The organism is Acinetobacter sp. YH12132, from assembly GCF_013418645.1.
GTDB lineage: Bacteria > Pseudomonadota > Gammaproteobacteria > Pseudomonadales > Moraxellaceae > Acinetobacter > Acinetobacter indicus.
Genome location: NZ_VPBR01000001.1, coordinates 20,608 through 38,882 on the forward strand (window position 1 = coordinate 20,608; position 18,275 = coordinate 38,882).

15 protein-coding genes are annotated in these 18,275 nt (G+C 44.4%); 6 read left to right on the plus strand and 9 right to left on the minus strand.

Annotated features, from left to right (window positions below; genetic code table 11):
- Positions 1-5: 5 nt before the first annotated feature.
- The 4 genes from FTU67_RS00070 to FTU67_RS00085 form a co-directional block, all read right to left on the minus strand.
- Positions 6-689 (minus strand): ABC transporter permease subunit, encoded by a 684-nt coding sequence (locus FTU67_RS00070; protein WP_005176046.1) that lies wholly within the window; start codon positions 687-689, stop codon positions 6-8.
- Positions 689-1,432, minus strand: coding sequence for an amino acid ABC transporter permease (locus tag FTU67_RS00075; RefSeq protein WP_005176049.1), 744 nt, complete (start codon positions 1,430-1,432; stop codon positions 689-691). Before FTU67_RS00075 ends, FTU67_RS00070 begins: the two co-directional genes overlap by 1 nt.
- 63 nt (positions 1,433-1,495) lie before the next feature.
- Entirely contained in the window at positions 1,496-2,440 is a 945-nt protein-coding gene (locus FTU67_RS00080) for a transporter substrate-binding domain-containing protein (RefSeq protein ID WP_005176051.1), read from the minus strand.
- Between the two features lie 361 nt (positions 2,441-2,801).
- On the minus strand, positions 2,802-3,479 hold the full coding sequence (locus tag FTU67_RS00085) for a DUF421 domain-containing protein (RefSeq protein WP_160243482.1): 678 nt from the start codon (positions 3,477-3,479) through the stop codon (positions 2,802-2,804).
- A gap of 255 nt (positions 3,480-3,734) precedes the next feature.
- Here FTU67_RS00085 and FTU67_RS00090 point away from each other — a divergent pair, with 255 nt between their 5' ends.
- The 3 genes from FTU67_RS00090 to herA all read left to right on the plus strand — a co-directional run bounded on the left by FTU67_RS00090 (position 3,735) and on the right by herA (position 7,842).
- Positions 3,735-4,766: a molecular chaperone DnaJ gene (locus FTU67_RS00090; protein ID WP_180006840.1), complete on the plus strand. Its 1,032-nt coding sequence runs from the start codon at positions 3,735-3,737 to the stop codon at positions 4,764-4,766.
- A 99-nt stretch (positions 4,767-4,865) separates the two neighbouring features.
- A complete protein-coding gene (locus tag FTU67_RS00095; RefSeq protein WP_045795824.1) occupies positions 4,866-6,101 on the plus strand; it encodes a DUF4297 family anti-phage-associated protein in 1,236 nt (411 codons plus the stop codon).
- Positions 6,094-7,842, plus strand: a complete 1,749-nt coding sequence (gene herA, locus FTU67_RS00100) for an anti-phage-associated helicase HerA (protein WP_180061303.1) — start codon at positions 6,094-6,096, stop codon at positions 7,840-7,842. Before FTU67_RS00095 ends, herA begins: the two co-directional genes overlap by 8 nt.
- Positions 7,843-7,891: 49 nt before the next feature.
- On the opposite strand, the gene FTU67_RS00105 is transcribed toward herA, so the two are convergent.
- Positions 7,892-10,786: a valine--tRNA ligase gene (locus tag FTU67_RS00105; protein ID WP_180006807.1), complete on the minus strand. Its 2,895-nt coding sequence runs from the start codon at positions 10,784-10,786 to the stop codon at positions 7,892-7,894.
- A 183-nt stretch (positions 10,787-10,969) separates the two neighbouring features.
- Here FTU67_RS00105 and FTU67_RS00110 point away from each other — a divergent pair, with 183 nt between their 5' ends.
- Together FTU67_RS00110 and FTU67_RS00115 are read left to right on the plus strand one after the other, a co-directional pair.
- Complete coding sequence (locus tag FTU67_RS00110) at positions 10,970-11,665, plus strand: hypothetical protein (protein WP_005176074.1); 696 nt, start codon at positions 10,970-10,972, stop codon at positions 11,663-11,665.
- 20 nt (positions 11,666-11,685) lie between these two features.
- On the plus strand, positions 11,686-12,489 hold the full coding sequence (locus FTU67_RS00115) for an SDR family NAD(P)-dependent oxidoreductase (RefSeq protein ID WP_160241550.1): 804 nt from the start codon (positions 11,686-11,688) through the stop codon (positions 12,487-12,489).
- Positions 12,490-12,536: 47 nt separating this feature from the next.
- On the opposite strand, the gene FTU67_RS00120 is transcribed toward FTU67_RS00115, so the two are convergent.
- Positions 12,537-12,971, minus strand: coding sequence for a YbjQ family protein (locus tag FTU67_RS00120; RefSeq protein ID WP_005176078.1), 435 nt, complete (start codon positions 12,969-12,971; stop codon positions 12,537-12,539).
- 3 nt (positions 12,972-12,974) lie between these two features.
- Positions 12,975-13,331, minus strand: coding sequence for a YbjQ family protein (locus tag FTU67_RS00125; RefSeq protein ID WP_005176080.1), 357 nt, complete (start codon positions 13,329-13,331; stop codon positions 12,975-12,977).
- Between the two features lie 3 nt (positions 13,332-13,334).
- Here FTU67_RS00125 and FTU67_RS00130 point away from each other — a divergent pair, with 3 nt between their 5' ends.
- Positions 13,335-13,607, plus strand: a complete 273-nt coding sequence (locus FTU67_RS00130) for a hypothetical protein (protein WP_034597392.1) — start codon at positions 13,335-13,337, stop codon at positions 13,605-13,607.
- Between the two features lie 26 nt (positions 13,608-13,633).
- Here FTU67_RS00130 and adeK read toward each other — a convergent pair whose 3' ends face one another.
- Together adeK and FTU67_RS00140 are read right to left on the minus strand one after the other, a co-directional pair.
- Positions 13,634-15,091: a multidrug efflux RND transporter AdeIJK outer membrane channel subunit AdeK gene (gene adeK, locus FTU67_RS00135; protein ID WP_005176082.1), complete on the minus strand. Its 1,458-nt coding sequence runs from the start codon at positions 15,089-15,091 to the stop codon at positions 13,634-13,636.
- Complete coding sequence (locus FTU67_RS00140) at positions 15,091-18,270, minus strand: efflux RND transporter permease subunit (RefSeq protein WP_016659891.1); 3,180 nt, start codon at positions 18,268-18,270, stop codon at positions 15,091-15,093. Before FTU67_RS00140 ends, adeK begins: the two co-directional genes overlap by 1 nt.
- Positions 18,271-18,275: the final 5 nt, after the last annotated feature.

Genomic DNA, 18,275 nt, shown 5'->3' on the forward strand with positions numbered 1-18,275 from the left:
TTCGGTCATACCGTCAGCCTCCTTTGTAGTTTTTTCACTGCATAGGTGGCGATTAAACTCACGCTAAAATACACCAGCCCGGCAAATAGAATATATTGGGTCAGCAGCGCCATTAAATCGCCGCGGACATAATTGGTACGGAAGAAATCCAGCAGGCCAATGGCATAAACCATGGTGGAGTCCTGAAACAGGATGATGGTCTGCTGTAACAGCAGCGGGGTCATTTTGCGAAAGGCCTGCGGTAAGATAATCAGCCGCATCGACTGGCCATAAGTCATGCCCAGCGCATAGGCAGCCGCAGTCTGGCCTTTGGGAATGGACTGAATCCCGGCACGGACAATTTCAGAAAAGTAGGCCGCCTCAAACAGCATAAAGGCCACGATACTCGACACCAGTGCAGTATCAATGGTCAGGTAATTCCCGGTGAGGGCGGTGTAGAAAAATGGTACCGCAAAATAGAACCACATTAGCACCAGCAGCAAGGGAATCGAGCGGAACAGATTGACATAGCCTTGTGCAAACAGATTCAGTACGCGAATAGAAGACAGGCGCATTAACGCCAGCAGGGTGCCAATTAGAATACCGCCAATGGTCGCCATGACCAGCACTTTTAAGGTAATGGTAAAACCATGCCATAGCGCTGGCCCCGACAGTTGTAAATCATTTAAAAATGCAGTGAGCCATTCCATTATTTTTCTCCTGCAATCAGGCCGGGAACACGTAAACGTTTTTCCAGCAGGTTCATGCCCTGAATCAGGCAAATATTAATCACAATAAAAATAACGGTGACAATGGTATAAATTTCAATGGTGTTTTGCGTGTACTCACTGATGGTTTTCATTTGCGAGATAATTTCCGCCACCCCGACCAGAGAGGCGACCGAGGTGTTTTTAACGCAGTTGGTCAGCTCCGAGCTTAACGGCGGCAAAATAGTGCGGAATGACTGCGGCAAAATTACATAGCGATATAACTGCGCGGTACTAAAACCCATGGCATAACCGGCATTGATCTGTCCGCGTGGCAGGGCTTCAATACCGGTGCGCACCTGTTCACAGACCCGCGCCGCGGTAAACAGTCCTAGCCCGATACTGGCTGAAATCAGTGCCGAAGTATGCGCGCCTAGATCATTCATCCACCAGCTTTTGATGGGTGCTGGCAGGAAATTGGGCACCACATAGAACCAGATAAACAGCTGGATCAGCAGCGGTACATTACGGAAAATGGTGACATAGGCGGTGCCAATCGTGCGGGCGGTTTTGCTGGGCAGGGTTCGCATAATCCCCAAAATGCTGCCCAGTAGCATGGCAATACTCCAGGCCACAATGGCAATCACCAGCAGCCAGCCCAGCCCGGCGAGAATCCAGTGCAGATAGGTACTGTCGCCAATGCCGGTCGACTGAAACAGGACACCCCAGTTCCAACTATAATTCATACGTCCTCCTCAAAAACTCAGGTAAAGCATCCGTGTTTACCTGAGTCGGTTTATGTTGGAGTGTTACTGATCACGATCGTGCGGATTGGCAATCAGGTCTTTCAGCTGATCGGACATTTCAAAGTTCAAGTTGATGTTCTTTGGAGGAATTGGCTGTTGGAACCATTTGTTATACATCTGGTTAATTTCACCCGAGCTATAGGTGGCTTTAATGGCATCATCCACCACCTGTTTAAATTCAGCATCGCCTTTACGCAGCATACAGCCGTAAATTTCCTGAATTGGCGCCGTGCCGACAATTACCCATTTGTCTGGATCGGTGGCTTTGGATTTTTCACCGGCCAGCAGAATATCATCCATCATAAAGGCAGCCGCACGGCCACTTTGTAGCATCAGGAACGATTCGGCATGGTCTTTGGCTGAAATAATTTCGCCAATACCGAGTTCTTTTTCATGCTGGCGGATATAACGTTCAGAAGTGGTACCGGCGGTGGTGACCAGTTTTTTGCCTTTTAAGTCAGCAAAATCCTGAATGCCGGAATCTTTGGCCGTAAGTAAACGTGAACCCACCTGGAAGAAACCGACCGAGAAAGCCACTTGCTGCTGGCGTTCCTGATTGTTGGTGGTCGAGCCACACTCTAAATCGACCGTCCCGTTAGAGACCAGTGGAATCCGGTTCTGGCTGGTAACCAGGTTATAGCGGATTTTCAGATCTGGCATCTCCAGTTTCTGTTTTAGCGCTTCCACCACTTTTAGTTGCAGGTCATGCGCATAACCGACCGGCTGATTTGGCGTATCGGCAATATAGGAGAAGGGAATGGATGAGTCACGATAACCCAGCACAATGGTGCCGGACTTTTTGATTTTCTCTAAGGTGCCCGAACTCGAGGCAGCGGCATTGGTGTTGCTATTGGCATCAGCTGGAGCTTTATTGTCACTACAAGCACTGAGGCCAAGCATGAATGCGCTGGCACAAAACAGGGAGGTGAGGGTGCGTTTAGAGGTCATGTACAAAACTCCTTTTGTATTGATTATTGGTCATTTGCTGTTATTCATGGCAATTCCAATCCTGGAACTGATTTATCAGGTAATGAAGCAAATGAGATTGTTTTAATTATCTCTGCACAACGGCATAGCTTCATCTTAAGCGAGATTTCCAGCATTGCTCAAGCGAAATTTTTAACCGTTTTGTTAATGATAAATCGTTATGAAATAACCACTTTTTAGATAAATAGCAGCAAAAAGCATGAATAAAATACAGCAGGAACTGTGCCAGTCTTGGGCCATTAAAGACCAAGATATGACCAAAGTTGAGATAAAACGGTTGGGCGAAGGTGGATGAACCGGCACAGAGATTTAAAACACGCGATTAATCTACCCGTAAGGTATTGATGGCTTCAGTCCAGTGACAGCTGTCACAACGCGGGCAGATCTGCTCGGCACGTTGCAAAAAATCGGTATAGCCACAGTATACGCAGGCGTAATGGGTATGCGGTTTAACGTCGGTGATTTCCTGACAGGCTTTGGGAAACAGGGGTAAACCGTACCGCACCTGATCATTGGAGAAAAACAGGATGCTGAACTTGCCATCATTTTCGAGTAAACCGACCCGTACCTGTCCCAGATGTTCGACCCCTTGCTGGCGCATTTCGGCAAAGAATTCATCGTGCGACATTTTACCGCGTTTAATCTTTTCTAAGACCAGCTCGCCATCTTCGACAATATACAGTGACTTGCCTTCCAGCAGATCTTCAAAGGGCTGGTATTTCATCATTAACCAGGTCACCAGACGATACAGGAAAATCACGATGCTCATGATTAGCAGGGCCTGAATCAGCGGCAGATCTTCGGTGAACATCGGGTCGCCGGCAATTGAACCCAGCGACAGAATAATCGCCAGTTCAAAAATTGACAGCTGGCGCACCCCCCGTTTGCCGGTCAGGCGTAAAAAGATAATGATCATGCTGAACATAAGGATGGCACGCACGCTAATTTCAGCAGCAAAAGCCCAGGTGGTGTCATGAATAAAAATACTGGCCCAATCCATGTGAATGTCCTTTTTATAATCTGTTGGTCTTTGTTGATACTATGCATGAATTGCGGCGGCTGAATGTTTATAGTTGCGTAATAAACTGCAATGATTTGAGTGACTTGGTTAATTCAAAAAATTACCTGATCTGAAGCCATGTAATGTTAAGGCTTATTTGCTCAGGATTTTGCTTTGCTTCAGTTTTACTGAGATGAGTCAAAAAATACTTTCACATAAATCAGGTATAATTTCTCTTTTGCTTTTATCTTCCCTATGCCTTTTGCGCTGAAAACCATGCCAAACATGGTGCTTGAAGTCTCACCACAGCATCAAAAGCTGAATCGTTTAATTGATGAGATTGAACAGCAGAAACAGTTATTGCTTGCATGGCAACATGCCCAAGATGACATTCGTGCCTATAGTCAAAAGGCGCTGATGCCTGCGTATCGTGAGTTATATAGCACTTTGTATGAACAGATGAAGACACTTTGGAATGGTCTAAGTAGTTATAGTTTCACGAAATCAAATACAGCATTGGTGGAAGATAAAATCCAAACTTTAGCACGGTTACTACAAGGTTCACATTTGCTGAGTCAAAAGCAGTTAGATGAAGTGGAAAAAATGCATGTCTATTATCAGCAGGCAGATGAATACAGCAAGAAAAAAAACAAGAAGAAAAATATAGACACTTTTGATGAGCCTGAAACTGAAACAGTCCAAGCCGATGATGTATTTGAAGATTGGAATAATGATCAATACCAACAAGCACGTGAGCAAGCCAAGTTAAAACGTCAGCAAGAAAAACAAGCGCAAGCTGAAAAGATGGTGAATCAATCACTCAAAACTGTGTATCTCAAGATTGCTTCCATCATTCACCCTGATCGTGAGCCCGATGAAGCTAAAAAAGAGGAAAAGACCGAGCTTTTACAACGTGCCAATGAAGCATACGAACAGGAAGATTTATTCTTTTTACTGAAACTTCAGCTTGAAGTTGAGCAAAGTAAAAACGGTTCAAACAAAGGTTTAAGCACAGAACAATTCAAGTTTTACCAACAGGCGTTAGAAGCACAAAGCCAGTCCTTAAAACAGCAGATGCAGGAATTGATTAACTCGCTTGTATGGTCAAATAAAGCCAAAATTGCGGTGCAAAAGTCCAAAGGGCAACTCAATATTGAGCAGTTGTATAAACAGATTGATGCGGATGTGTCTGCGGTAAAGCAACAGCTTAAAGCGGAAAAACAAAGACTCATGTATATGGGAAAAGAGAGTGGGTTGGAGATGTTGTTGGAGCATGGGGTGCTTTAACCGAGAAGGAAATAAGTGTATAAAAATATTAGATAATTTTTTGAACTGAATATAGAATAATCAATTATTTTTTTAATTTTTATTTCTATAGGGGTGAAAATGTCTGAGCCAAATAGACAGGCGATAGATACAATTAGGGGCTATTTATATCAGTTTGATAATACGATTCTGCAAATCCTGAACCATGAAGATGAAAATGCTAGTTTTACTGTTGAAGGTATTGAAGATATTGATATTGAGCAGATAGGCTGTGAAACAGTTGCCATACAATGTAAATATTATGAAAAAAGCGATTTTACGCCATCAAAAATTAAAGAAGCTATAGTTTGGATGGTTAAAGATTTTTCAAAAAGAGTTAAAGACGGTAAAGAATTAATACAATATAAATTATTTGGTCATTATAAAAGTGGACAAGATAAAATCCTACTTCCTATTAGTATTGCTTATCTTAAAGAGAGCCTTTTAACAAGTAAAACACAAGAAAAAGAAGATAAACCGAGTGTAACCACGAAAATTCATGAAGAGTTAAGTTTAAATGATGAAAATTTAGAACTATTTTTAAGTAAGTTAACTCTTAATATTGATGGTCAATCTTTAGATCAACAGCATGAGTCCATACTGCAAAAACTATCTGAACTAAATATATGTTCTAGTGGTGATGCAGAGTTTTTTTATGCAAAAAGTATCTATATCATACGAAATTTAGCCAAAAACCAATTGGAAACCGAAAGAAAAATTACGAAAAGTCGATTCATTGGTGATCTCAAGTATTCTAAAAAAATGATTTTTGATCATTGGTATTTGGAAAGAATAAGTGGAGAAAGGTACTCTAAGTCAATAAGAAAAAGATATTTTAATAATACTCAGTCTAAATTTAATAGGTTTTTTTTGATAGATGCATCAGGTATCGATTTTTATGAAATAAAAAATCTTTTAAAGAGTATTAGTCATAAATGGTCAAATCAACATGCTGTAAGACAAGTTGAAAAATTTTGTCCTTATGTATATTTACATAATTTTAAAGATGAAGATCTGTGCAAAATTAAAAAAGAATTGATAAGTGAAAATTTTTTAATAGAAGATGGTTATTACTATAAAGGAAGTAGTTTTGATCCTAAATTATTTATACGAGATGTTGTAGATTATGGTAATCCTTATAGAGTTTTTTTGAAAATTATTAATGATCTTGATGATTTTAATCAATTACATCAAGAAAAAATTTCAAATAAATATATTTACCAAATGTATTCAAAAAATCCATTTATAGATATTGATGATTCTTTTGATATTTATTTTTCAAATTTAGATTGTTTGAGGAGAATGATTTGTGAGTGATACAGGATGTTTAGCAGAAGTAATATCAGTAAAACCTAATAAAATTATTGTGCAGGTTACAAATCTTGAAGATTTTAAGCTGCCTAATGAATCATTAAAAGTTGGATCATACATTAGAGTGACTAATAATGATGATGCCATACTGATTGCTGTTATTGAAAATTTTACAATTGGAATTGATCACAATACCCAAAGAATTTATCTAATAGAAGCATTACCATTAGGTGTATTGGAAGATGGTGAATTTACAAGAGGTGGCGACACAATTGCAATTCCACCTAAGTTAGTGCAACCAGCTACATTAGAGGATATTAGAGCGATTTATAATTCAATTTCAGAGGATAAACGTTTAAATTTTTGTAAATTAAGTACTAATAAAAATGTTCTAATACCAATAGATGGTAATAAGTTCTTTAATAAACATATTGCCATTTTGGGTTCAACAGGCTCAGGAAAGTCACATACGTTATCTAAAATTCTACAAACAGCAGTATCTGCAAAAAGTGGTAAGTTTAGTCTGAATAATTCTCATATTATTATTTTTGATATTCACTCTGAATATAAAAATGCATTTCCGAATGCTAATTTTTTAGATATTAATACGTTGGAAATACCATATTGGTTACTTAATAGTGATGAGTTAGAAGAAATTTTATTGGATACAGGTGAACGTGATAATTATAATCAGTCTTCAATATTTAGGAAAATAGTTACACTTAATAAGAAAAAGCATAACCCTGATATATCTAATATTTTTTATGATACTCCAATAAAATTTGATTTAAACGAAGTTATTAATGCTATTTTTAATTTAAAAAATGAAACTAAAAGTTCTAAAAATCCAGATAATTGCATGATTGATGATGCAAATATTGATAAGGATGTTGGTTATTATTTTCAAAATGATGATGAAAAAATCAATTATTTTTTTGATAGGCAATTAAAGTTTTTACCTACGAAAAATTCGTATGTTAATAAGGGTATGTATGCTGATGGAACATTAGATAAATTCTATAATCGTTTGAGTGAAAAAATTAGACAAGATCGTTTAAGTTTTATGTTTAATAACGACCTTAAAGATATAGAGTTTGTGAATGTTCTTAAACAAATTTTAGGCTTTGAAAAAGATAAAGAATCTAATATTACTGTAATTGATTTAAGTGATGTTCCATTTGAAGTGCTGACAATTACTGTTTCAGTAATTTCTAGATTAATATTCGATTATGGATATTTTTATAAAAGACATAGATTTGAGCTTAATGCTGAAGAGAAAATTAATAATGATGTTCCTATTTTAATGGTTTACAAAGAAGCACATAAGTATGTTCCTAACAGTGAACTAACAAAGTATCGAGCATCTAAAATTGCAATCGAGCGAATTGCTAAAGAAGGAAGAAAGTATGGGATAACATTAATGTTATCTAGTCAAAGACCATCAGAAATTTCTGAAACTATTTTTGCTCAATGTAATAATTTTATTTCGATGCGACTTACAAACCCTGTCGATCAAAACTATGTAAGAAAACTTTTACCCGATTCGCTTGGTGGTATTATCGATATTTTGCCTAGCTTGCATCAAGGTGATGCATTGCTAGTAGGAGATTCAATAGTACTCCCATCTATCGTTACTATAGATCGTTGTAATCCTGAGCCATCTTCTAGTGATATTCCATATTGGACGTTATGGAAAGAGCAATGGAAAGACGTTGCATTTGAAGACATTTGCCAAAAATGGAAATAAAAAATCCCCTCACGAAGAGGGGATTTTTTTGAACCAAACTAACAACACCTTAAAGCGCTGCAATTTGCTCCATATTCGCTTTAATCTTCGCTAACTGATCCGCAAACTCAGCAAGTTTTACTTTCTCGCCTTCAACCACAGCCGCAGGTGCTTTTGCCACAAAACCTTCATTCGAAAGTTTAGTTGCAATTTGGTCATGCTGTTTTTGAACCTTGTCTAAGTCTTTTTGTAGACGACCCAATTCCGCTTTCGGGTCAATTAAACCCTTCATAGGAACGAATACAGACACATGTCCAACTACAGATGATGAAGACAATGGCGGTTGTTCAGCATCTGCAAGGAAAGTAATGCTTTCAACTTTCGCCAATGCTTTAAACAACGGTTCAATACGTGCGATTTGTGCTTTCTCGCTATCCGTTGTGTTTTGAAGAAGAACAGGCAACAAACGCGCATTACCTAGGCCCATTTCACCACGGATGTTACGTACCGCACCAATCAAACCTTGCAGCCATTGCATATCTGCTTCAGCTTGTTCATTCACTAATGCTTGGTCAGCAACAGGGTACTGTGCGAGCATAATCGTTTCGCCAGAAATGTTGAGTTTCGGCGCAAGTGTTTGCCAGATTTCTTCTGTTAAGTAAGGCATCAACGGATGTGCCAAACGTAAAGAGGCTTCCATTACAGAAAGAAGCACACGACGCACTTCAGCTTTACGTTCAACCGATACGTTTTCGTCATTCAGAACCGGTTTCGTCAGCTCGACATACCAGTCACAGTATTCATTCCAAATGAACTCGTAAATCGCTTGTGCAGCCAAGTCTAAACGATAGGTCGCAAAGGCTTGTTGAACCGCAGCTTCCGCTTTTTGTAGACGGCTGACAATCCACTGCTCAGGCAATTCCCAAAGGTCTTGACGAACGTCTTGACCAATCACTTGCTCTTCGCAGTTCATCATCACGAAACGGGTTGCGTTCCAGATTTTGTTGGCGAAGTTACGGTAACCTTCAACACGTTTCATGTCGAACTTAATGTCACGACCTGTGTTGGCAAGCGCACAGAAGGTGAAACGAACTGCATCTGTACCGTAAGATTGAATCCCTTCAGGGAATTCTTTACGGGTCGATTTTTCAATCTTCGCTGCTTGTTTCGGATTCATCAAACCTGTGGTACGTTTTTGTACTAAAGTTTCAAGATCAACACCGTCAATCAAATCTAATGGGTCAAGCACGTTACCCTTAGATTTAGACATCTTCTGACCTTCGCCATCACGTACCAAACCGTGTACATACACAGTTTTGAATGGTACTTGTGGTGTGCCATCTTCATTTTTCATGAAGTGCATCGTAAGCATGATCATACGAGCAACCCAGAAGAAGATGATGTCAAAACCTGTCACCAATACATCAGTCGGGTGGAAAGTATTTAAGAAATAGTTTTCTTTGTCTTTCGCTTCGTCACCTGTCCAACCTAAAGTTGAGAATGTCCAAAGACCAGAAGAGAACCATGTATCCAATACGTCTTCGTCTTGGTTCAATTCAACTTCAGGGGCAATACCGTTTTTCGCACGAACTTCTTCCTCAGAGCGTCCAACGTAAACATTACCTTCTGCATCGTACCAAGCAGGGATACGGTGACCCCACCACAATTGACGAGAGATACACCAATCTTGAATGTTGTTCATCCACGCCATGTACATGTTGCTGTATTGCTCAGGTACGAATTTGATACGACCGTCTTGAACTGCTTCAATTGCAGGTTTCGCAAGCGGTGCAATCTTCACATACCATTGGTCTGTTAATAATGGCTCAACGATCACACCTGAACGGTCACCGCGAGGTGGTTTCAATGTGTACGGTTGAATTTGGTCTAACCAGCCTTCAGCTTCTGCTTGTTCGACTAACTTTTTACGTGCTTCAAAACGCTCTAAACCAATGTAGTTCGCTGGGGCAGGAATGGTTTTAGAAATTTGCTCACCCGCTTTTGCGATGTATTCAAACTCGGCCAACACTTCAGCATTTTTGTTGAAGATGTTGATGATTGGCAACTCGCAGCGTTTACCTACTTCATAGTCATTGAAGTCGTGGGCAGGGGTGATTTTTACACAGCCTGTACCGAATTCTTTATCAACGTATTCGTCTTTAACGATAGGAACCGCACGACCTGTAATTGGCAGGATAATGTTTTGACCGACAAGGTGCGCATAACGTTCATCATCAAGGGCAACCGCAACCGCTGTATCACCCAACAATGTTTCAGGACGCGTGGTTGCAACCACGATGTGATCTTTACCATCGTGCGTGCGAAGTGACTTATCTTCAAAGAAATATTTGAAGTGCCAAAGTGAACCTTGTTCTTCTTTATCAGACTCAACTTCTAAGTCAGAAAGGGCAGTTTGCAGTTTAGGGTCCCAGTTCACCAGGCGTTTACCGCGGTAAATCAAGCCTTCTTCGTGAAGTTTTACAAACACTTCTTTCACTGCGTTGGATAAACCTTCATCCATGGTGAAGCGTTCACGTGACCAGTCGACAGAAGAACCGAGGCGACGGATTTGACGGGTAATGTTACCGCCAGATTGTTCTTTCCATTCCCATACTTTTTCGATGAACTTTTCACGGCCCAAGTCATGACGGCTAATGCCTTGCGCACCGAGCTGACGCTCTACCACCATTTGTGTTGCAATACCGGCGTGGTCAGTCCCCGGTTGCCATAAGGTATTTTTACCTGACATACGGTTATAACGGGTTAATGCATCCATGATGGCATTGTTAAAACCATGACCCATGTGCAAGCTACCGGTGACGTTTGGTGGCGGAATCATGATACAGAAAGACTCGCCTTTTTCAGACGGCTTGAAGTAACCGCGCTCTTCCCACGTTTGGTACCATTTTTTCTCGATCGCGGTCGGATCGTAAGTTGTAGCAATATTTTGCGCTGAATCAGTCATAGTTCGAACAGATCAAAAGTAGATAAAAAATTGCATCTATTGTAGCAAAAAAAATGGCGACTTAGGCAGCCTGAATCATTGGCTTGTTTAAGCAATTGGCATCTGCACTTACTCGTCGTATGATGTAGGCAAATAACAATGCGCAAAGTTCGCAGAACAACGACGAAAAAAGCGAGAACAACAATGACCTATTCAATCGCACTAAAATTAAGCCCAGCTACCTATCAGCGTTTTCAGCAGTTACATCAACAGTTTAACCAGGGTAATCCGCACAGTCTGGCCAAGCCTTTAGGCGAGGTGCTGTCACATATTTCCTGTGAAATTGTCGATCAGGTGTTTGGTGAAATTGCCCGGACCAGCAGCTCGCCCGACCGTGAATCGGAAAAGATTGTGCAGCAGGTGATGGACACCGTGCAAAAATATATGCCGTGGTCGGTGTCCTTTTTTGGCAATGACCGTCTGGTGCCGATGGTGAATTATCTGCAGCAGAAAACCTATGAAAAAGAGGGGCAGGCCTATGTGGCCTATCCGGTCGATAATGTGCTGATTAAAGAAACCTTGGGTTGTGTCGAACAAATCCGGCAGGGCAATAGTGCCTATATCCAGCCAGCCTTTCGGGCTTTTACCCAGATTGTCGATCAGGGCGTGACCAGTCTGGTCCGCGAGCCAAAGAAAATGCTGAAGTTTAATTTTATGGTCGATAAAACCCTGACCGGGGTGATTCAGCTGACCACCCAGCTTGGCTATAAGCGGCTGGAAAAACTCGGCACCCAGTTTGATACCCGCATAACGGAACAGTATTTCAATCATTTTCTGGGCTTTGTGGGCAATGACCCGCAGCCAGAGCGCGGTTACACTGATATTCATCACAACAAATGAACGTATAGAGGGACAGATTCATGGCCAAGCAGGATTTAACAGGGAAAGTGGTGTGGATTACCGGGGCATCTTCCGGATTGGGCAAAGCCTTGGCCAAAGAATGTGCCTTGCAAGGTGCCGACGTCATTCTGACCGCACGCCGTTATGAAGAACTGGAAAAGGTGCGCGTGACTTTACTGAACCCGGAACGCCATGTGTCAGTTTGTGCCGATATTACCGATGAATCACAGGTACGGCATGCTTATGCGCAGGTGTTAGCGGCCAAAGGCCGGATAGACTGGCTGATTAACAATGCCGGTCTTAGCCAGCGCGCGCTGATTCAGGACACCACCATGCAGACAGAACGTGCCATTATGGAAGTCGATTATTTCTCGCAGGTGTTCCTGACCAAAACCGTGTTACCGACCTTTATTGCCCAGAAATCGGGACGGATTGCCTTTGTCTCTAGTGTCGCCGGTTTGCTCGGCACCCAGTACCGTGCCTCTTATTCGGCGGCCAAAGCCGCAATTCATATGTGGGCCAACAGTTTGCGTGCGGAAGTGGCGCAAGATGGCGTCGAGGTTTCGGTAATTTTCCCGGGCTTTGTCAAAACCAATGTATCTTTTAATGCCTTAAATGGCGAAGGCAAACCGCAGGGCCATCAGGATGAAGCGATTGAAAACGGTCTGGAGCCGGACCTGTTTGCCCAGACCACGGTCAGTGCCTTGCTGGCGGGTGAGGAATATATTGTGGTCGGTGGCGCCAAGGAAAAACTGGGGGTTTGGGTGTCGCGTCTGTCGCCAAGTACGCTGTATAAAATGATCCGTAAAATGAAGGTGAAGTAATACGTTCCAGAGCATTTGACGAGATGAAGACAGATCAGGCCATCAGCTTATTTCTTGATGGCCGTCCCATACGCAAACACTTCCACCATCCCACCTTGCATCCCCAGTTCGGTGGTGCTTAAACGCAGACCTAAAATCTGGGTGGCGCCCATTTTCTCGGCTTCCAGCTTTAAGCGTACAATTGCTTCGCGGCGCGCACGTTCCACCACACTTTCATAACTGGTCAGGCGGCCACCGAGTAAATTCTGCACATTGGCAATTGCATATTTAAAGTAATCATGTGAAATTACCACATTGCTGCTGACCAGTTGGCCGGGTAGGTCGGTGCTTTTAAAGCGGCTGCTGTCGAGCTGGATATAGGCCAGTCGCTGTTCCTGTTCGGCCAGATATTGAAAATGCTTGCGTTCGTTATAGCGGCCAAAACCGAAGCCAACGGCAAACAGTACCGCAAAAATCAGCAGCTGCAGAAGCAATCCATCCATGACTTAGTCCTGTGCAGGGAAGGGATCAGGCAGTTTTGGCATGATTGGATCGACAATCACCGCCGTGCCATAAACGAACAGTTCAGATGCACCCTGGGCAATGTTGGAAGTAGAAAAACGGATTCCGACAATGGCATTGGCACCCATGCTGCGCGCTTTGTCGATCATCCGGTTCATGGCTTCCTGACGCGATTCTTCCAGCAGTTCGGTATAGGCTGTCAGCTCACCACCGACAATATTTTTCAATCCGGCCAGCAGGTCACGGCCGACATGCTTGCTGCGTACCGTGCTGCCATATACCACATCAATTTGCTGGCGAATGGTGTGTCCGGGTACAGATTCCAAATTACTCAGTAACATGTGATGACCAATAACAATAGATTGCTGATGAAGATAGAAAAACTGCGGGCAAAATGCAATCAAAACATCTCTTTTACAGTTTTATACGGGCAGATGTGCATCCAGTCCTTTGGCGAGTCACTACAAGCAAAACAGGATTTCTTTGCTTTGCTCATCACTCTATCGAGCTACTTTTATTTAATGGATGATCCAGGCACATCATCAGGCAAAGAAAAAGCCAGTCAGCGCGAGGCTCACTGGCTTGATTATCAAGCGATAAGAATGAAATCACCCTGATGCTTGACGCTGCAACTCAGACAATCTTATTGCTGAGCAGCGCGGCGTTGTTCTGCCACAGACGGCTGCTGGGTCACTTGATCTGAAGTGTTGGCTTTCAGGCCGCCACCCAAGGTTTTGTACAGTTCCACCTGATTGTTCAAATTGGCCTGTTCCAGCAATAACAGCCCTTGCTCGGCTGCATAAGAGGCACGCTGTGCATCCAGTACGGTCAGATAGCTGTCAATGCCGGCACGGAAACGGGCTTCCGACAGACGATAGGTGGTATTGGTGGCTTCAACCAGACGGCGCTGTGCGGCAATCCGGTCACCAATATTTTCACGCACTGCCAAGGCATCATTCACTTCACGGAAAGCGGTCTGAATCGACTTTTCATAATCTGACAGCGCAATCTGCTGATCGGTTTCTGAAATGCGGATATTGGCCTGACGTGTGCCCCAGTCAAAGATTGGAATATCCAGACTTGGACCAATTGACCAGACAAAGTTACCTGATTTGAACAGGTCACTTAAATCGGCCGAGGCATAACCGGCGGAACCGGTCAGGCTGATGGTCGGGAACAGACGGGCACGCGCTGCGGCAATATTGGCACCTGCGGCAGACAGACGGTATTCCGCTGCACGAACATCGGGACGGTTTACCAGCAGATCACTTGGTAAGCCGGCACCAATTGCAGTATTGGAGGTAATGCGGGTAATACGCTGTGCCGGCAGCAGATTGGCCGGAACCGGTTGACCCACCAGCAGATTCAGCAGGTTTTGTGCCTGCGCCACCTGAGTCTTATAGTTAGCTACATCATTACGCGCGGTTTCGACTGAAATTTGCGCCTGACGTACCGGTAGTTCGCTGTCGATGCCAACGTCAAAACGTTTTTTGTTCAGGTTATACGATTCAAGCTGGGCCTTTAAAGTTTGCTCGGCCAGTTTCAGGTTGGCATTGGCAAAGGAATAGCTGAGCCAGGCCTGAGATACCTGACCAATCAGGGCAATTTGCGTGGCATCACGGGCGCTCTGGGTGGCCAGGAAATTATCCAGTGCATTGTCACGCAGGCTACGGACCCGACCCCAGAAATCCAGCTCATAGGCGGTGACCCCTAAACCTACGTTATAGGAGGTGCTTGGGCCACGACCCTGATTGCTCATGGTGTCCTGACGTAACACGCTGCCACTGGCGCCAATGGTCGGTAACTGGTTATTTTCAGTAATCTGGTACTGTTGCTGGGCACGCTGGATGTTCAGCGCCGCAGTACGTAAATCACGGTTATTGGTCAAGGCCAGATCCAGCACCTGTAGCAGGCGCTGATCGGCAAAGAAATCTTTATAACCCTGTTCTGCAACAGAGCTTCCGGAAGCATTGCTATAGCTGCTCGGAATATTCGCCTGAGCAACCGGCTCTGGCCCGCGCATACTCTGACAGGCTGTCAAAGCAAGCGCAAGGGCAGAAACCGCAATACCACGGCCTGTAAGAGACCATAAGTTTTGCATCACGATACATGCTCCTGATGATTTTGTTGTTTTGGTTTGTATTTAAAGATACTTCGAATCCACACGTAGAATACCGGGATAAAGAAGATACCCAACAAGGTCGAACTGATTACGCCGCCCAGAACACCATAACCGACCGAGTGCTGGCTACCTGCACCTGCACCTGAAGACAGGGCCAGCGGCAGTACACCAAAACCGAAGGCTAAAGTGGTCATGATAATTGGACGTAAACGCATTTTTGCCGCATGTAAAGTGGCTTCAAACAGGTCTTCACCTTTTTCCTGCAACTCTTTGGCGAATTCGACAATCAGGATCGCGTTTTTCGCAGACAGACCAATCACCGCAATAATCGCCACCTGGAAGTAGATGTTATTCGACAGGTTCGGGTTCTGGAACAGCACCATCCCGCTGAAGGTCAGGAACAGGGCACCGACAATACCTAATGGTACGACCAGTAATACCGAGAACGGAATTGACCAGCTTTCATACAGCGCTGCCAGACACAGGAAGACAATTAACAATGACAGGGCATACAGGAATGGTGCCTGATCACCCGATTCACGTTCTTCCAGTGACAGACCGGTCCATTCATAGTCGAAACCTTGCAAGCCCATGTCTGGCAGCTTGGCAATAATTTCTTCCATGGCCACCATCGCATCACCCGAGCTGACGCCAGGCGCTGGTGTACCCTGAATGTTCATGGAGGATACGCCGTTATAACGCTCTAAACGTGGTGAACCATAAGTCCATTCACCGGTTGCAAAGGCCGAGAATGGTACCATTTCGCCGCGGTTATTACGTACATACCATTGATCGAGGTCTTCCGGCATCATACGTGAGCCTGCTTCACCCTGAACATAGACTTTCTTGACACGACCGCGGTCGATAAAGTCATTGATGTACGAACCACCCCAGGCCATGCCCATGGTGCTGTTAATTTCAGCAATACTCACGCCCAAGGCACCGGCCTGCGCATGGTCCACAATCACGCGGTACTGTGGTGTATCTTCCTGACCATTTGGACGAACCCCGGCCAGACGTGGATCTTTGGCTGCTTCACCTAAAATGATGTTACGTGCCATGGTCAGTTTTTCATGACCCTGACCGCTGGCATCTTTCAGCTGCAGGTTAAAGCCGGCACTCACGCCCAGTTCAGGCATAGCAGGCAATTGCAGTGGCATGATGTAAGAAGCATCTTTAACAATCATGTTCAGTGCCATACCACGCTGGATAATCGCACCGACCTGAGATTCTGGCGAAGTACGTTCTGACCAGTCTTTCAGCTTAATGAAGGCCAGACCTGCGTTTTGTCCAACCCCGGTGAAGGAGAAGCCGGCCACACTAAACACAGACTCGACATGCTCTTTCTCATTTTCCAGGAAGTAGTTGGTCATGGTGCTGACGACTTTGTCAGTCCGTTCCAGACTGGCATTTGGTGGCAATTGCACCAGTGTCATCACCACACCTTGGTCTTCATCCGGCAGGAATGAAGATGGCAGTTTCTGGAATAACAGCACAATCACAACCAGCACTGCACCGTAAATAATTCCGGAGAAAATCTTGCTGTGGGTCATACGGTTCACACCGCCCTGATATTTCACCGACAGCTTGTCAAAGCTGCGGTTAAACCAGCGGAAGAAGCGCGCAAACAGACCGTTGCTTTCTGGCTTGTTCGGATCATGCTGTTTCAGCATGGTCGCACACAGGGCAGGGGTAAAGGTTAAGGCTACAATCAGCGACAGTACCATTGCCGTGACCAGGGTCACCGAGAACTGACGATAAATCACCCCGGTCGTACCACCGAAGAATGCCATTGGTACGAATACCGCAGACAGCACCGAGGTAATCCCGATTAACGCGCCAGAAATCTGTTTCATTGACTTTTCAGTGGCTGCCACAGGGTCGAGATGTTCTTCGACCATGACACGTTCCACGTTTTCCACCACGACAATCGCGTCATCGACCAGCAAACCAATCGCCAGAACCATCGCAAACATGGTCAGGGTGTTAATCGAGAAGCCGAACATGTTGATGACGGCAAAGGTCCCCAAGACCACCACCGGTACGGCCATGGTTGGAATAATAGTGGCGCGCCAGTTCTGCAGGAACAGGAACATCACCAGGAATACCAGAATAATCGCTTCAATTAAGGTTTTAACAACACTCTTAATCGACAATTCAATAAATGGTGTGGTGTCAAAGGCCAGCTGATCGACCATCCCTTGCGGGTAGTTTGGACGTAACAGCTTTAAGCGCTCTTCAACGGCTTGGGCGGTATCCAGCGCGTTGGCACCAGTTGCCAGTTTAATCGCAACACCACCGGCAGGTTTGCCGTTGAATTTGGAATCAAACTGATAGTTGTCTGCACCGAGTTCTACACGAGCTACATCACCCAGACGCACCTGTGCACCTGAAGCAGTATTTTTCAGGAAGATATTGCTGAACTGTTCTGGGGTTTGCAGCAGGCTTTGTGCCGTTACGGTTGCGTTGAGCACCTGACCTTCTATGGCGGGTGCACCACCTAACTGACCGACAGCGACCTGGGCATTCTGGGTACGAATGGCTGTGGCAATATCACTTGGGGTGACTTGCAGGCTGGCCATTTTGGCTGGGTCCAGCCAGATGCGCATTGCATAGGAACCACCAAACACCTGAACTTCACCGACCCCCGCCACACGGCTTAAGGGTTCAGAAATATTGGAGTTAACATAGTCTTTGATGTCATTTGCTGACATGCTGCCATCAGGCGAATAGAAGGCCAGAACTTGCAGGAAGCTGGCGCCTGATTTGGTGACCCTCACCCCTTGACGCTGGACATCTTCCGGCAGCAGGGCGGTGGCAGACTGTAATTTGTTCTGTACCTGAACCTGGGCAATGTCAGGATCGACGCCTTGTTCAAAGTTCAGCGCAATAGACGCAGAACCGTTACCGGCACTGTTCGATGAAATATAACGCAAGCCATCGAGACCATTCATCTGCTGTTCAATAATCTGGGTTACTGTGTTTTCAACAGTTTCAGCCGAAGCACCCGGATAGGTCGCAGAAATGGTGACCGTTGGCGGCGCAATGGTCGGATACTGGGCAATGGGCATATTGGATAGGGTTAGAATACCCGCCAACATGATCACCAGTGCAATCACCCATGCAAAAATCGGGCGATGAATAAAAAATTGAGCCATTGAAG

Coding starts and splice junctions, on each gene's coding strand:
- FTU67_RS00140 (WP_016659891.1), bottom strand. CDS start 18,270: ATGGCTCAATTTTTTATTCATCGCCCGATTTTTGCATGGGTGATTGCA.
- FTU67_RS00125 (WP_005176080.1), bottom strand. CDS start 13,331: ATGTTACTGAGTAATTTGGAATCTGTACCCGGACACACCATTCGCCAG.
- FTU67_RS00090 (WP_180006840.1), top strand. CDS start 3,735: ATGCCTTTTGCGCTGAAAACCATGCCAAACATGGTGCTTGAAGTCTCA.
- FTU67_RS00075 (WP_005176049.1), bottom strand. CDS start 1,432: ATGAATTATAGTTGGAACTGGGGTGTCCTGTTTCAGTCGACCGGCATT.
- FTU67_RS00095 (WP_045795824.1), top strand. CDS start 4,866: ATGTCTGAGCCAAATAGACAGGCGATAGATACAATTAGGGGCTATTTA.
- adeK (WP_005176082.1), bottom strand. CDS start 15,091: ATGCAAAACTTATGGTCTCTTACAGGCCGTGGTATTGCGGTTTCTGCC.
- FTU67_RS00120 (WP_005176078.1), bottom strand. CDS start 12,971: ATGGATGGATTGCTTCTGCAGCTGCTGATTTTTGCGGTACTGTTTGCC.
- FTU67_RS00115 (WP_160241550.1), top strand. CDS start 11,686: ATGGCCAAGCAGGATTTAACAGGGAAAGTGGTGTGGATTACCGGGGCA.
- FTU67_RS00080 (WP_005176051.1), bottom strand. CDS start 2,440: ATGACCTCTAAACGCACCCTCACCTCCCTGTTTTGTGCCAGCGCATTC.
- FTU67_RS00085 (WP_160243482.1), bottom strand. CDS start 3,479: ATGGATTGGGCCAGTATTTTTATTCATGACACCACCTGGGCTTTTGCT.
- FTU67_RS00130 (WP_034597392.1), top strand. CDS start 13,335: ATGACCAATAACAATAGATTGCTGATGAAGATAGAAAAACTGCGGGCA.
- FTU67_RS00070 (WP_005176046.1), bottom strand. CDS start 689: ATGGAATGGCTCACTGCATTTTTAAATGATTTACAACTGTCGGGGCCA.
- FTU67_RS00105 (WP_180006807.1), bottom strand. CDS start 10,786: ATGACTGATTCAGCGCAAAATATTGCTACAACTTACGATCCGACCGCG.
- FTU67_RS00110 (WP_005176074.1), top strand. CDS start 10,970: ATGACCTATTCAATCGCACTAAAATTAAGCCCAGCTACCTATCAGCGT.